This is a genomic window from Collimonas sp. (assembly GCF_035566375.1).
In the GTDB taxonomy this organism is placed as follows: Bacteria; Pseudomonadota; Gammaproteobacteria; order Burkholderiales; family Burkholderiaceae_D; genus Collimonas.
This window is the reverse complement of sequence record NZ_DATMRK010000009.1, coordinates 32,945-48,539: the sequence shown is the minus strand read 5'-3', so window position 1 is coordinate 48,539 and position 15,595 is coordinate 32,945. Positions and strand designations below refer to the sequence as shown.

Genomic DNA, 15,595 nt, shown 5'->3' with positions numbered 1-15,595 from the left:
GCCGGGCGATACAGCAACGACGCAGGCCAACTCAGGCTGCCAATGCTTGCATTCCTGACAACGCATCTACCAGCAACATAGGATCGCCCAGCGCCAGCCGCTTGGAATCCGAGAGCGCTTGCCGGAACGATTTCGCGCCCGGCACACCGGCCATCAAACCCAGCATGTGGCGGGTAATACTATTCAGGCGCAGGCCGTTGCCATCGCGCCCATACAGCGCCAGTTGCTGGCGGATATAAGGCAGCATGGCGTCGATCACCTCGGCCCGTGTTTTTGGCGTTGCCGCGGCATCGCCGTAATAGCGCGCGTCGAAATCGGCCATCAGATAGGGATTGTGATAAGCCTCGCGCCCCAGCATCACGCCATCGACATATTGCAGGTGGAAATCGATTTCGTCGGTGGTCTTGATGGCGCCGTTGATGATGATTTCCAGCTCCGGAAAATCTTGCGCCAGCCGGTAGGCATATTCATACTTCAGCGGCGGGATTTCACGGTTTTCCTTCGGGCTCAAGCCCTTCAGAATCGCATTGCGCGCATGCACGATGAAGGTCTGGCAACCGGCTTGCGCCACGGTGCCGACAAAATCGCGGACAAATTCATAGGATTCGGTCTTGTCGATGCCAATCCGATGCTTGACGGTAACGTCAATCGTCACCGCATCGCGCATCGCCTTGACGCAATCGGCGACCAAGGCCGATTCCGCCATCAGGCAAGCGCCGAAAGCCCCCTTCTGCACCCGCTCGGACGGGCAACCGCAATTCAGGTTGATCTCGTCGTAACCCCACTCCTGGCCTAGCTTGGCGCTCTTGGCCAGATCGGCCGGTTCGCTGCCGCCTAGCTGCAAGGCGACCGGATGTTCTATGTCGTTGAAATCCAGATGGCGCGGCACGTCGCCGTGCAACAGGGCGCCGGTTGTCACCATTTCAGTGTAAAGCCAAGTGTGACGGGTGATTTGACGGTGGAATACGCGGCAGTGGCGATCGGTCCAATCCATCATGGGCGCCACAGATATGCGCCTCTTCGTGTAATTACTTGATTTCATTGAGATAAAACACTATTTTTACGGCTATTTAATGATGCGCCATTTTGCTCAGTTTTGTCGTATTTTGCTAACTCATTGCATCAAATTTACATCAAGGAATATGGCAACTATTACAAAACGAGGCGCATCTTGGTTCGCGCAAACCCGGCGAAAAGGCCATAAGTCTATCAGCAAGTCATTCCCGACCAAAGGAATGGCCGAGGAATGGACTCGCAAAATCGAGCGCGAGATCGACACGCTAGGGCCTGTTGGAGTTACCGAATTGAGCAAGTTGCTCTTGTTTCTGGTCACCCTGACTGACCAGACATGTGCAATTTTTTCCTTTAAAAATTATTGAAATACATGCGCTACGTAAGATGCTTTAGATGTGATTAACCACTTCCCGTCTACGGCACGCAATACCAGATGATCGATGAAGGCGGTCTTTCCGATCCGCACTCGGACCGTCGCTGCAGATAGATTTTCGGAGATATTCGAAATACTTAGAATCGCTTCATCTCTTGGCGCATTTAAGGAGGATGGACTCGGACGTCCGTAAATCAAAGAACGATATTCTTCCGTTGTGAAAGACTCAAATTGTCCATCGCGCAACCATTGAATTGTGCAATCCTGATGAAATACATTATCGAACTCACGGCTCGATGGATCATAGGCCAGACTAAAATAATCGCCTATCGTGGTCATAGTGGCTGTTGTTTGATTCATGAGGGTCTTTCAAAGTTGTAAAGTAGGTCCTTCGTATATTCACCTTTAGCGAAACAAGACGCCAGTATTGCTGCGTCATTCCTGCGATGACTGGAAGGCATGAATCATGGACGAAATTGATAGCGGGCTTGTGACGGGCCTATTGGCTTTATCGGCCGTTGCAGACACCCAAAGCTTTGGACGGGCAGCAGATCGCCTCGGAAAAACTCAATCGGGGGTTAGCAGAGCCATTGCACGACTTGAAGAAAAGTTAAACGCGCGACTGGTTCAACGCACGAGCCGCTATGTAGAGCTTACGGAAGCAGGAGCATTGCTTTTGGCGCGTTCGATTCCTCACCTCGACGGACTAAAAAATGCCGCCGCGGAGATCGTTGGAGTGAATGGAGCCGTTCGTGGAACAATGCGCATAGCTTCGGATGCCTTGTTTGCGCGTTTAATGTTAGCCCCGCATCTCACTAAATTCCTTCTCGCGAACCCTTTGTTAGAACTGAAAATAGAAACCAGAAATCAGCTCTCAGAATTTGCAAGCGAAGGATTTGATCTCGCCGTTCGCTTCGGCGATGCACCCTCTTCGACGCTTGTGTGCCGTCGAATTCTCAGCGCCCGCGTTCTTACTGTTGTGTCCCCTAGTTATCTGGATAGATATTCCAAACCAAGACATCCTGAGGATCTCATCCGCAACAAACACGAATGTATACTTGCCATTGACCCTTCAACGGGAAAAGCATTCGATTGGGAGTTCTGGAGAGGAAGCGAAAAACTTACCGTCAATGTTCAAGGTAATTTGACGGTCGCAGATGCGGGAACGAAACTGGGAGCATGCCTCGCCGGGTATGGGATCGCCCAAATTATTGATATCGGTTTAGATGACTACATCAAATCCGGCCAATTGATAAATCTCTTTCCCGATTGGCCCGATGAGCGATTTCCGCTATTCGTCTACTATCCATCCCGGAATCATGTTTCCGCTAAAGTCAGAGCGTTTATTGACTTCGTAGTTAACTCACTTTCCGAGGAAGGTGCTTGCAGTGCTCCTCGTGCGGAGACCGATATTCACTACAAAAGCGCATCATTTCACACAACAAGGTCCTGACAGTTTGCCGATCAATGTCAGGACGATAAAAGGGCCGCACTAAGCGGCCCAGTTCGACGCAGGTACTGCCGTGACAACATGGGTGGCGGTCGGATAATGCGATGAAGTTATAGCGCTAGCTGTCTACTTGCTTTCTGACACCCATTTCAATGTCGCAAGCCACAGATCGTGCCCCCTATGAACGGCCCCTTCGTCCGCTTCACGAAATTTCGCTGCGCCAGCGCCCTGACCGACTTCATCGGTAATTACAAGGCAGCCATTACCCGACGGCTTCAGATACCACGTGTGATAAAAAGCCGGCGCCGTACCTGGAGCATAGCCATACCATCCGATGCGCTCGAAAGCTACGAATTCGTTCACTTTGCTTTCGAGCGGCAAACCAAAGGTTTCCCATCTAAACGTAGCGCTTTCTTTCAAAGCAGCATCACCGTTGAGGATGCGGACGTCCTTGGAATTTGGATACCATTCGGGCCATTTTGAAGCGTCGATGATATGTGACCACACCCGCTCACATGATGCGTTCATGTAGAGCTCATTATGTGAAAACAGATCTGCCTCTGCCGGCGAAAACCCTTCGGGCCAGTGAATTTCCATCGAACGGTTTTTCAAATCCTCTTTCATCGTCATGATTTGCCTCCTTTCAGCTTGAGAATTTTGCTTCTTGAACGACTCGCTGCAGGCAGATCCGACAGCGAACGTCAGAGCAATGCCAATTGCACATGCGACTGCTTTTCGGTTCTTGCTTACTTGCTTAGCTTCCATTTCAATTCCATTAAAGTTGGTGCGAGGTCATCATGACGCTATTAATTAAGGGAAAAAAGTATGTATTATGCAAATCAATCGTGATTAAAATCACTTAATCAAAGTTGGAAGTGGAGCGGTTATGACATTCGACGGACAGCTTTTTTCTGGTGTCACGCTGTTGGCTGCCGTGGTTGAAAGCGGGAGTTTTGTGAGGGCCGCAGAAGCGTTGGGGCTTTCACCATCTGGCGTGAGTCGTGCGCTCAGCAGGTTGGAAAAACGGGTTGGGGTTCGGCTTATCGAGCGAACGACGCGTTCTCTTAGGCTTACCGATGAGGGACTGCGCTTTTATGAATTGGTCAGTCCACATTTGAATGGCATCACCGAGGCGGCTGCTTTGGCGTCGGGTGCAGCGAATGCAGTACAAGGACGATTGCGTGTGAACGTGGATCCGTTTTTTTCCCGCATTGCCTTGGCGTCGCCGGTCGCCGGATTTCTTGCACGCTACCCTGAATTGTCTTTAGAGTTGATCATGCGCGACGACGCTGGCGATCTGGTTGCCGACGGCTTTGATCTGGCAGTTCGATTTGGGCAACCGCCTGCTGGCTCGTTTGTTGGCCGTCAGTTGCTTCAAACACGCATTCTTACGGTCGCGTCTCCGGCATACATCAAAAAACACGGAAAACCGGAGACACCTGGGGACGTCGTTAATCATGAACGCATCCTTTTCTACAACGCCGTTGCCGGGCGACCGTTCGAGTGGGAGTTCAGACGCGACCTAGAGGTGATCGAGATAAAGCCCGCAGGCCGCTTGATGGTTTCTGACGTAGGTACGATGCTGACTGCGTGTTTGGCTGGTGCAGGCATTGCTCAAGTGATGGCGCTAGGTACAGAGGAGTTGATGCGCACCGGCCAACTGATCGACTTATTTCCGGAGTGGTCAGGAGAACGCTTCCCACTTTTTCTAATGTATCCGTCGAGGCTTCATCAACCGGCGAAAGTCCACGCGTTTATCGATTTCTGCGTAGATGCGATGAGCATCTAATGTGTTAAATCAAAATTCATGTCATAAGTTATTTTGCAATGCAATCATGAGGGGAAATAACCCCGCTCGCGACAGTCGCCGCCAATTCTTATGCATCAAATTTGCATCAGCAACCAAAGTGACCCAATATTTAAATGGCTCATATGCCTTTGACTGGCCAGTCCATCATGGGGGTATCAGGATGACCGTATTCTATCTGACATGAGCTTGTCTATCCTGATAGACAAATGCATGGACGGAATGGGCCAGACGACTAGCAGAACGCAATGCCATCATTTCAGCTACCCGTTCCCTCAGTTCATGCCAAGACACCACGCAACGCTTGCTTTCTGAGCGACAATCTGGCACAGGACAATTTAACAAGGAAAGGTCATGAGTCGTCGCATCTGGCCGTTGTACCTCGCCGCGTGGATACCGGTTTTTTTGTTTTATTCGATTGGCACCCAAGGCGACGCCCTGTTTCACGGGCAATTCAACCTCGGGCAAGGCCTGTTTAATGCCGCGTGTGTTCTAGGCCCGGCAATCCTCCTTCTTTCTCTGCTATGGCCCTTAACCGGATATCTTGAGCGCGTTGGCCGCAGTCCGGCCGCATTAGTCGGCGTCCACTTTGCATCGGCAATACTTTTCTCCGTGTTTTGTCTGACCCTGACATACGCCTGCATTTGTTATTTCGTCAGCCGACGTGCAGCCCAATCATGTGTAGAAGAATGGTTCATTTGGCAATCTCTGTTTTATCTCATGATGTATGCGGTAGTTACCGGCATTTTCCACACGCTACGCGCAGTCGAAGCGATGCGCTTGCAGTCACTGACGATTTCCCAAGCTGAAACCTTGCTTGCAAAATCCGAACTGACCGCGCTTCGCAATAAATTGAATCCGCATTTCCTTTTCAATACACTGCATTCCATCATTGCGCTCACTCGTAAAGACTCGAGCGCTGCGGAGGCGGCATTGCTCAAATTTTCCGACATGCTGCGCTACATTCTCGACACTGAAAAAAGCGGAGATTCGATGGTTACGCTGGATCAGGAGCTCCAGTTTGTACGCGACTACCTGGATCTCGAATCGCTTCGACTCGGGACGCGCTTGCAAGTTGAATGGCATATTGATGAAACCGCCATATACCATTGTGTACCGGCGCTCACCGTGCAACCGCTGGTGGAGAACAGCATCAAACACGCCTTCAATCCCCGCAGTCATCCGGGCAAACTTGTCATCAGCGCTCGCACCAACGCGGCAACCGACGGCATTGACATCACAGTCAGCGACGACGGCCCGGGATGTGAAGTGCAGGCGATACAAGAGTCGAGTGGATTCGGCGTAAAGACGGTCGAGAGACGCTTGAAGCTGGAATACGGCCAGCGCAGCAATGTAGATATTCGAACCGAGCCCGGCGCCGGCTTCGCTGTACACCTGTCAATCCCGCTTGAACTCGCATGACAGTTGACGGTTGCTGACGCAATTGTCGCTAACAAAAAAACATAAAAATCATGAAAATAAAAACGGTCTTTATTGCGGAAGACGAGCCACTCGCCCGGGAAACCTTGCGTGACTGGATTCACGACCATCCACAGTTACGCTTGATAGGTGAAGCTGCCGATGGCGCGTCCGCCTTGAAAAATATCGATCTTATGATGCCCGACGCGGTTTTCATGGACATACAAATGCCGGAGATGAACGGCCTGGAAGTAGTGAAGCGTCTGGCTCATTTGCCTGAATTCATCTTTACCACTGCCTATGATCAGTTTGCGGTTACGGCATTCGAGTTAAACGCAGTCGATTATCTGCTTAAACCGTTTTCACGAGAGCGCTTTGATGCAGCGGCTAATCGCTTGCAGGAAGTGTCGACACCATCCGCAGAGGCCTTGCAACTCACGCTGAAACAGGCGCTGGAACCCGACACGTCGGTGCTCAAGCGCATCCTGGTACGCGACCGCGGGCATATTTTCCCGCTGGCAATGGATGAGATTGAATACCTGAAATCGGAGGAAAAATACACGGTCATCGCCGCCAGAAAAAAAACCTTCCTGGTCCGCATCGGGCTCTCGGAACTGAGCGCGCGGCTCGATCCTTGCAAATTCATCAGGATTCACCGCTCGACGCTGGTCAATCTCGATTTTGTCGAATCGATGAAGGCGGATGAGCAATCTCAGCTGCAATTGCAGATGCGAGATGGCACGCGACTTGTTGCAAACAGAGAGGCATCTAAAATGCTGAGGAATATGTCAATTTAATATTCTTGGGCGGCTCTTTTTAAGAACTCTCAAAAAGCACGGTTGCTTGCCTCGGCTGTGCCGAAGCCCATTTCCTGCCCCCCGGTTGTAGTATGCCAGCCGTTGCTCGTCCACTGCACGCACCGCGCGCCCGCTTTTTCAGCCCGGCAGAAAGCAAGGGCATGTTCGGCTTCAGTGATGCAGAGGACATGGATACGCTGGCAAGAATGGAAATTCGTGTTTGCGGCCAGGGCCTGGTTGGCGCTTGAAGCATTTTCCGTGCGCCGGGATTTGCTCGACCAGGATGCGCGCTCTGCCATCCGCATACCTGGTCAGCTGATTACTCTAGCTACTACCGTGCCGGTGTATTTCAAAAAAATATGCGTGATTATCGGTATTGTCGATGGCGGATCGCTGACTGCCGGATTGCACGCGCCGGTTTGCGCCATGCGCATCTAAAGCTGCAAGTGCCGGGCGTATCGTTAGCGTTAGCGATGGCGTCTTCATGCTACCCCAGAAAGACTCTTTGCCGGGACCAGCCCCGGAGCCATAATAGCGTAGCCTTTCTGCTCCGACATTACCCAGTTATCGGCATTGTTTTTCCAATCCTGGCTGGTCAATCCGATTTCATTGTAAGGTTTGAAAAATTCTTCCATTGCTTGCTTATTCTGATCGGATTTACTGGGTTCAAAAATCTTCTCCGAAACAAACACGCCCACGGCGCCTACTACGGTCAACCCCAGTGCGACCAGAAAGAACGGACCTGAAGCCATATCGACAAAGGTGGCGGCTTCCACAAAACCTGCAGCACCCCAGAACGCTCCTCCTACGGTTTCTACCGCGCCAAAGCCAACTACGCCATAATTGTTCCCCAAGGAATTGCCATACGCATCTTTCTCGTTGAAACCTCTATATATATCCCTGGCACCCGAATAGATCGAAAGCGGTCCGGACAATATATCCAATCCTGCTACGCCGGCCTTGAGCACCAAGCCCGTGTAGCCTAATCCTCTGGTTAATCCCGACGCTATTTTTTCAGTGGAGACATCGATCGCTCCCGTCAGCGCCACATTGCCGCCAGCTTTGCTGGCTTGCACTGCCGCCTTCTCGATCGCCGGATCTGAATAGACCGCTGCGCTTGAATAGGTATTGATCGTCAAGCGGCCATAGGTTTCCAAGGTCGTCGTCGTACGTGCACCGCCCTTGGTCACGGTGCTTGCAATCCGGTCGGCCAGTAAATCAGCGTCATTCACCGTGTATTTGCCATTATCGATCAAGGCAGCCTTGACGGCGGCTTTATCCGATAAATTAACGCCGGTCAGCGCTTTCGCCTGTTTGCTGATTTCCTGGGTAAGCGGGGTTTCGGCCCCCCCGGCAGCACCGGTAGCCGGGCTATCGAGCAAAAATCCCAGCCTGGCCGTGTATTTGGTCTGGACCGCTACCCGCTCATCGGCGCTCAGCGACTGCGCCGCCTTGCTATAGCGCTCAGCAAAGGATTTCGTGTCATATTTAATGCCTGGAAAATATTTCTGCAATTGACCATTTTTGCTAAGTACATTGTCAAGCGCGGCCTTAACCGCATCCTTGTCTGTCGGATCCACCTTATCCAAGGCTGCGGTCAACGTTTTCACATCGGGGCGCAGGTTTTGCTTAAGTTCCGGTAATATATTTCCGACAGTTTCGTACAGCGCTATCTTGTTTTTCGTTTCCGGTGAATTAAAGACCATACCGAGACGAACGTAATGCTCCGCATAGGAACCTGCAATGTCGATATAGTTCAAGCCGGTGACGATGGCATCCCGTTTATCCCATGCTGCCTTGGAATTGTCGGATAAATCCAGTGGGTTGGTGCCGTTGTTCAACGCTGCCTGGAACGTCGAATCACCCCAGCGCTTGTCCCCGGCCACCAAATCGATGGCGCCGGAAATACTGCCCCACGCGCCAGCCTTGTTTAATTTCTCAGCCAGAGGCAGTAGTGCAGTGGGTGCAGATCCATCTTTTCGAGCCTCGTCTAAAAATTCGGTATAGGTGGAGGGATCACCGCCTCTGGCTTGAATGCGTTGCATCATCGTGAACATGTATTTGGCAAATTGCTTCATGTCGCTGTCCGACGTCCCGGCGAAGAAGCCGGCACTGCGTGCGCTCCAGCGCTCTATATTCAATACCAAATAAGCGGCCGTGGCGCCTGCTTTGGGATCAATGGTGCCAAGCTTGACGTCATAAGTTTCGTGATACAGGTTCAGTCCCAGCTTTTCGGCTGCCGTATCGGCAATCTTAGGATTGAATGTGCGTATGGTCGCCAAAGCGTCATTTATCTGCTGTTTTTGCTGATCATCTGGCAGCGTCATAAGCCATTTTGTATACGCAGGCGAAGTAATGTAGTCGGACCAGCCCTGCGCAACATTGGTGGAGTTAAATTGCGTACTGGCGCCCTGATTGATGGCAGTCTCCAGCGATGCCCGGTCCAGGTTTTTGGTGAGCGCCAGGTCGGCCGGCTGGGCACCACTGGTATCGTCCAGCGCGGCGCGCATCTCTGCAACTTTGTGCAAAGCATCCCAAGCGGCCTTCGCCGAAGCTGGCGCATCGGCACTGAGGGCGACGCCCTGAGGTAATGTCCCAGGCACAACAGGCGCCGGGCCAGGAGCTGCCGTTGGCAATCCGTTGGACACTGCAGGGCTGGCCGGCGCTGTCAGATAAGGCGCTACTGCTTTGGCATATTCAATGGCTTGCCGGTTCGATATGCCCATCAACTCGAACGCCTGGTTGACAGCATCGGAGCGCTGTTGCGGAGTCAATTCTGGATGCGTCTTCGCCAGATACGCTAATTGCGCATTCACGCCGTAAGGCTTAACGCTGAGCGAAATTGCCATGGCGTGAGCGTTCGCCGTGGTCTGGATATTGGCCACCACATCGAGACTAACGTTGGCCAGATCGGGGTGGTCAATTATCGCTTTTGCTGCGGGCACACCTTGTAACAAACCTGGGTTGAACAGCCCGCCCGATAAATATTTTTGCGGCGCAGCGGCCAGTGCTTGCGGATTGATCATGCCATTGATGAGCCCGCTAATGGTCAAAGATTTCAGATCAATATTGCCGCGGTTTTGCGTGTCTGGCGAGACAGGGGTCAATGTCACGGGAGGGACAGTTGGACTCGCTGTTGGCGCAGGAGCAGCAGGTGAACTGCCTGACGGCGTAGGCACCGGGCCTGTCTGCGCCGGGGTCGGAATGATAGCTGGCGCCTTAGGAACCGGATCACCGTTCACAGCGGCCCATAACAAGGGCTTTTGCGTGGTGCTGATCGGCGTCGGAAAATATTTCACGGTCAAGCCATCGGTGATGGCTTGATAGTCCTTACCCATCTGATCTGTAAACGCCGTATTTTTGCTGTAAGCGAGTAGACTTGCTTGAACTTTTGGCAAGTCAATAATCCCGTTGGTAACAGTAAAGGCCGGCATGGCGTCAGTTTTGTAAGCCTTCTGATCCACCGGCACACCGGTTTGCGCCATTGATTGCGCCCTGACAGCCATCGCCCATTTATACTGATCTGAATTGTGGTCGGCGTTGCTGTATTGCGCGACCAATGCGGTCATGGCGGCTTCGGGCAGCGTTTGGCCGTCGATTTTGTGCGAGTTGATATCGGCCAGCGTAGGCAAGGTCGGAGGTACTGGCGGCGCGACCGCATTGACGTCTGCGCTCTGTGCCGGAGTAAGCGGCGGGACCACCGGGCCGGACGCTGCCGTCACCGCCGACCCGGGCACGCTGGCGGCGTCAGCCGCGGGGGCCAGATTGATTACCTCGCCTTGCTCCAGCTGGTTGGGATCACGTGCAGGCGCATTCGGATTGGGCGGGCCGGGCAGACGGCTATCCACCAGCCTCATGTCGAAATTCTGATTCTTGTTGTACTCGCTCAGCCGTTTGAATACCAGCAGAAACTGCTCGTCATAGGTGAGCTTGCTCCGCTCATCCGGTGACAGCAATTGATCAAGATGGTTGACGAAAACCGCAAACAGATTGTTATCGCCGTTTTGGCCGATGGTTACGCTAGCAGGTGAATTAGCGGGTGCGGTTGCCGGCTGTGACGGCGCAGTGGCTGGCGCAGCGGCAGGAACTATCGCCGGCCGGTATCTCGCCGAAGAATCGCCATCGATATACAAACCCATAAACAATCTCCTTGATATTTTTATAGCATTTTCTTGGATTGAAGCTTATGCAGGCACTCCTTGGCTCTTGACTTTCGGCCTGCCAATCGATCCATTGTAGGTTCGAATTACTTGCCCGCCATTTCAAAAATCCGTAGTTTTATGATGACAATGCAAAGCTGGCATGACGCCAAGAACAGGTCGCGGCCGCTCAGGAAGTTTGATATGCCGATATCGCTATCGATAGGTGACGCGGGCGACGCCCGGAAAAAAGCAGCGCTTAAGTGTTTATTCGGGTTGTCCCCGCCTTATTTATCTCTACTTTCCTTGACCTGCCTGGCCGCTTGTTTAGAGGCGCTTATACGCGCCCGGCCGCTTGCCACGATGTTCGGGTTGCTCAACTCTTCTGGCCGCAGCGGCACCCAGAGCGCATACAGCGCCAACATGCAAGCCAGACACAACAGCAGCGAGATCGCTAATGCAATCGGATCGCGCACCAGGCCGAAGCCGGCTACGATCACCAGCAACAAGGTCGGCAACATCGCCAGGCAGGCGCGGGCAACATCGACACCCACCTTGCAGCCACAGATTTGGCAGCATGCAGTACCTGCCGGGCCAAGACAGAGCTTGCGCCACAAGGGCAGACAGGATTCGGATTTGCAATGCGGACAAATGTTCATTACTCGCTTTTTCGCTTTTCAGTCACGTTTTTAGCCACGCTTTTAGTCACACCTGTCAGTCACATTTTTTGGATGGCCATTTCAGATACATGCCCTGATTACCCAAGCGGTACATGATCGTACTTCAGATATTCCTCGAATACGCTCAGCGTATCGGCTCGCGTCACTTGCACCGCATAGCCGTCGCCGCCGGCGATAAATACGGTTTGCCGAGGGCCATCGGTGAAGTTCCCCGGATTTCCGTCGCTATCGCTAGCCGTTTGCTGCAGACGATTGGAGACGGCGTTGATCTGATCGGCGGACAGACTGTTGACCCACTTCTGGAGCTGGTCAGACGTCATATTCTTGAGCTGTCCATATTTCACCAGGAATGGTATCTGACTAGCTCCCGGGGCGTCCGAGATCAAACCTCCTTGTTTGCTCAACGCCTCTGCGGCAACCTCATCATAGCCGGCCGACTTCAAAAAACGCTTGGATGCAGCTTCATACTTGTGCGCATCTTTTTCCGCTTCATAGATTGCCTTGCCGACCACGCCGACTGCAGTCACGCCCAGGCCGACCGGTCCGAGCCATGCGGCGGCGCCAAACGCCGGCGCCACCGTCAACGCACCGCCAACTGCGGTGGTCGCTGAAAGCGCCGCATTGGCGTCGTCTTGCTGAGTGCCGATGCCGAATGTCGAGCGTACCGCGCTGACACCGTCGAGCACTGTCGACACGCCGCCAATCAGATCACCCGCAGACGCACGGCCGGCCATCTTCCATTCACCGCCGAATTGCCCCATTAGCGAGTTCTTGTTGATGCGCCCCAAACCGACCAGCACCTCGACATTCTTTTGAGCGAAGCCCGACGAGTCGACCAGCAGCTTGAGGCCGTTCTGCGGGTCCGACGGGTCGGCGTTGAATTTGTTGTCCGAGTTGATCAGACTGGCGCCGGCGAAGACCACGGCCACGCCCCGCAGCAACTGGCCCGGCAGCGTGACTTTATTGAAAGTCTTGGATAGCGTGGCGTCGGTGCTGAGCGTCTTGTTAAGGTTTTGCAGCGCCGCGTCCGCGCCGTCCGGCGTGTTGGCCGCAGCGATATTGTCGGCAGCTCCCTGCACCGCTTTGATGGCTTTGTTGAGGTCGCTCTGCGTCACGCCCAACAACCGTGCAAAAGGCTCGCCATGCAAGCTGTTGATGGCCCGCTTGGCTTGTTCGACACTCGCAGGATCGTGCAAGTCGATTCCTTGCAGTTGGCTGAGTACATTGCGGCGCAAGTAGGCAGAGGCGATCTCGCTGGAGTACTTGCGCCCGATGTCGCCGATCTTCGACAAGGCGAACAAGTCCGCCATATCCTTGGCGTGCGACGCATCCGTCAAATTCGGATCGGCCTGGATCGCGGTGGAAATCGCCAAGCCTGCGGACGGATCGTTGACTATCGTCTGCAGCGCCGGATCGATCAATGCCCGCGACGGCGATGTCTGCGGCGTTTGGTTGACTGCGATCATTTGCGCCGTCAGCCGGTTGCCGTCGACGACGATCTGCAGACGCAGCTTGTCTTCGTCAGCTTGCCAGGCGGGTCCTTTCTTGGCGCGGTAGTCGGCGACAGCCTGATTGAGCTGTTGCGGCGTCATGCCGGGGCCGAGGTTCTGCACCAGCCAGGATATCTCGGCATCGTGCTGCGCCAGTTTCGTAACGTCAGCCGTGACAATGCCCTTGAATTGCTGCATGCCGTCTGTCACGACTTTCATGACGCCATTGCCATCCAGCCCCGCCGCCTGCATGCGCTTGACTACATCGAGGGTCGGCTGCGGATCGCCGCCGCCAGCGATATTTTTCCGGTCCCGCAATGCGATGCCGTCATTGATAACCTTGACCACGATATCCGGCTCTTGCCCCGCCGCCTTGATGCTGCTCGCCAACGCGATTGCGTAAGCCGGGTCTGCGCCGGCGCCAATAGCGTTTTGCACGGCGTCGCTGTTCCAGGCATCGGTAGCGGCAAAACGCGCTATCGCATCGTCGCCTTGCGTACAGCCTGCGATGCGCCCGGACAAGTTCATTAAGACGGTCATGCCCTGGTTGCCGAGTAGCGAAGTGCCGTCGTGCTGCGGATCCTTGTAGAAAGCTTCGTAAGCGGGTAGCGCGCGGTCAACCACCGCGCCGGCCAATATTTTATCCAAGCCTTGCGTCGCCTGGTCGAGCCGCCTGATCGCCGCTGCAGTCTGTGCCTGCGGCATGGTCCCGTTCTCAGGCTTCTGCGTCAGCGGCTGGTTGGCCCACGCGGCGACAACGCCCAGCATTTGCTGCGCATGCGGGTCGGCCAGCAGCGCGTCCTTTACATTCTGCGGCGCATTGGTGTAGCCGGCGTTGAGCGTGCGCAGCATTTGCAGCGGATCGCTCTGCGCCTGGGCGCCGCTGAGGATAGCCTGCACCTGGCGCTCGATGCGTACCTGGGCGATGGCGTCGTTAACCGCCTTGTAGGCAGCAGGATCCCGCATGTAGGGCGCCGCCAGCTCTTGTCCGGCCTTGTTAAGCGTTGCATCGTCGGTCTTGACGCCGACCTTCGCACCGATCGCGCCGTTGACAGCATCTTTGAGATTGCTCAGCGCATCGTCCGCATTTTTTTGCGCGAAGCCGTCGCGCAGCTCGGCGTGTGCGGCGGCGCTGCCTTTGGCCGCATCGTCCTTAAGTGCTGTCAATACCCGCTGTGTGGCGTCCACCTGCTGCAGCGCGTGGTTCACCTTTTGCGTATCGGGAGTAAAGGTGATCGCCGTGTCAGCATCGTTGTTCGCGCTGCTAGCGCCAGGCAGGCCCTTGCCGCCCATGCCCGGAATCCAGATTTTCTCGCCCGGATAGATAAGGTCTTGGTTAAGCATGTTGTTGGCTAGCGCGATTTCTCCAACGCCGGCGCCGTGAGTCGCGGCGATTTGATGCAAGCTCTCGCCGCTCTGCACGGCATACAGCGCAGGCAGCGCCTGCCCCCCCTGCTGCAACGGAATCGTGAGCGTGTCACCTGGATTGATTTGGCCGCTATCTGTCAGTGCGGGATTGGCGTCGATGATGTCCTGCACCGGCACGCGATAGCGCGCCGCCAACTCATTGAGGGTTTCGCCCTGCCCGACAATATGCAAGATTGCCGTGTCTTGTGCCGGGTCTGGCAAAGGCGGGGCCGGTGGCGGCGTATCCAGTGACGTGTCAAGAGCGGCGAAATTATCTGAACTTGCGAGCGATTTTGGATATATGTAGAGTGACATCGGATAGACGCAATCTCGGGAAGTGGGGAAGTGAGTAACGGCAGATTCTGCAAAGAGGTGTCTGGGACCTTTCCGATACTCCCAGCGTCCGCGCCAGCATCAGCAAATCGCCATAGAAGATTCAGATCCCATTACACCAATTGTTTATTACCTCCGTATGAAATCCCGGCTGTAGCAGGATCGCGCGCATTGATGTGTGACAAACATTCGCGGGCCGATATTTGAGTCGATTCCCTTTGAGCCGGTTTGAGCCGAATCCCGGTTGAGATCATCGGCCGGCAAAAATTGTCAGGAGATAAAGCTGGCGGCTACCGAACGATTCGTCGAACCCGAAAATGAGGCCCGTGCTATGATAATCATGTTGCCCAAAGGCAATAACTTATCTTGAATGCGACACTATCGATCTGCGCCTATTTGACCAGTGGCGAACAACCACACGGCTGGAGCCGGCCTTACCGGGCGTGAGCTCCATCAGCGTCGATGCCAAACCGACATGATCGCAGCGTCGACACTAATTGCGCAAACAAACGAACTAAAGTGATTTGGCAGGCTCAAACCATGCCTGATGGCAATATTTAACATTGAAATTCCACACGAATTCACCAGCCGTCGTTTGCGATGATCTGAGAACGTCAACATACTTTCATGCGCAATGAAAATTCGCTTGGTGAAGGAAAATTAATTACGTCTGGCAGTCAACGTAG

General features: G+C 54.0%; 12 protein-coding genes. 6 read left to right on the top strand and 6 right to left on the bottom strand.

Translation table 11 applies throughout. The features are described 5' to 3' along the window. Positions 1–31 precede the first annotated feature (31 nt). Both dusA and VNZ60_RS01775 read right to left on the bottom strand, forming a co-directional pair. Positions 32–1,042, bottom strand: coding sequence for a tRNA dihydrouridine(20/20a) synthase DusA (gene dusA, locus VNZ60_RS01780; protein ID WP_325656589.1), 1,011 nt, complete (start codon positions 1,040–1,042; stop codon positions 32–34). A gap of 330 nt (positions 1,043–1,372) precedes the next feature. Then, positions 1,373–1,747 carry a nuclear transport factor 2 family protein gene (locus tag VNZ60_RS01775; RefSeq protein ID WP_325656586.1) on the bottom strand — a complete coding sequence of 125 codons (375 nt, stop codon included), beginning with the start codon at positions 1,745–1,747 and terminating at the stop codon, positions 1,373–1,375. A gap of 106 nt (positions 1,748–1,853) precedes the next feature. On the opposite strand from VNZ60_RS01775, the gene VNZ60_RS01770 reads away from it, so the two are divergent. Beyond that, positions 1,854–2,840, top strand: a complete 987-nt coding sequence (locus tag VNZ60_RS01770) for a LysR family transcriptional regulator (protein WP_325656585.1) — start codon at positions 1,854–1,856, stop codon at positions 2,838–2,840. 123 nt (positions 2,841–2,963) lie between these two features. Here VNZ60_RS01770 and VNZ60_RS01765 read toward each other — a convergent pair whose 3' ends face one another. Then, entirely contained in the window at positions 2,964–3,602 is a 639-nt protein-coding gene (locus VNZ60_RS01765; protein WP_325656583.1) for an SRPBCC family protein, read from the bottom strand. 121 nt (positions 3,603–3,723) lie between these two features. On the opposite strand from VNZ60_RS01765, the gene VNZ60_RS01760 reads away from it, so the two are divergent. The 5 genes from VNZ60_RS01760 (at position 3,724) to VNZ60_RS01745 (ending at position 7,298) form a co-directional block, all read left to right on the top strand. Next, positions 3,724–4,626, top strand: coding sequence for a LysR family transcriptional regulator (locus VNZ60_RS01760; protein ID WP_325656579.1), 903 nt, complete (start codon positions 3,724–3,726; stop codon positions 4,624–4,626). Positions 4,627–4,998: 372 nt separating this feature from the next. Continuing rightward, positions 4,999–6,066, top strand: coding sequence for a sensor histidine kinase (locus VNZ60_RS01755; protein ID WP_325656577.1), 1,068 nt, complete (start codon positions 4,999–5,001; stop codon positions 6,064–6,066). 50 nt (positions 6,067–6,116) lie between these two features. Beyond that, on the top strand, positions 6,117–6,860 hold the full coding sequence (locus VNZ60_RS01750; RefSeq protein ID WP_325656575.1) for a LytR/AlgR family response regulator transcription factor: 744 nt from the start codon (positions 6,117–6,119) through the stop codon (positions 6,858–6,860). Positions 6,861–6,952: 92 nt separating this feature from the next. Further along, entirely contained in the window at positions 6,953–7,108 is a 156-nt protein-coding gene (locus tag VNZ60_RS25200; protein WP_349255789.1) for a lipase secretion chaperone, read from the top strand. Continuing rightward, positions 7,038–7,298, top strand: a complete 261-nt coding sequence (locus VNZ60_RS01745) for a hypothetical protein (RefSeq protein WP_325656573.1) — start codon at positions 7,038–7,040, stop codon at positions 7,296–7,298. The genes VNZ60_RS25200 and VNZ60_RS01745 overlap by 71 nt, the downstream gene beginning before the upstream one ends. 44 nt (positions 7,299–7,342) lie before the next feature. On the opposite strand, the gene VNZ60_RS01740 is transcribed toward VNZ60_RS01745, so the two are convergent. The 3 genes from VNZ60_RS01740 to VNZ60_RS01730 all read right to left on the bottom strand — a co-directional run bounded on the left by VNZ60_RS01740 (position 7,343) and on the right by VNZ60_RS01730 (position 14,891). Further along, positions 7,343–10,582, bottom strand: coding sequence for a hypothetical protein (locus VNZ60_RS01740; protein ID WP_325656571.1), 3,240 nt, complete (start codon positions 10,580–10,582; stop codon positions 7,343–7,345). A 704-nt stretch (positions 10,583–11,286) separates the two neighbouring features. Further along, positions 11,287–11,553: a hypothetical protein gene (locus VNZ60_RS01735; RefSeq protein WP_325656569.1), complete on the bottom strand. Its 267-nt coding sequence runs from the start codon at positions 11,551–11,553 to the stop codon at positions 11,287–11,289. Between the two features lie 203 nt (positions 11,554–11,756). Further along, on the bottom strand, positions 11,757–14,891 hold the full coding sequence (locus tag VNZ60_RS01730) for a LysM peptidoglycan-binding domain-containing protein (RefSeq protein WP_325656567.1): 3,135 nt from the start codon (positions 14,889–14,891) through the stop codon (positions 11,757–11,759). Between the last annotated feature and the right edge of the window lie 704 nt (positions 14,892–15,595).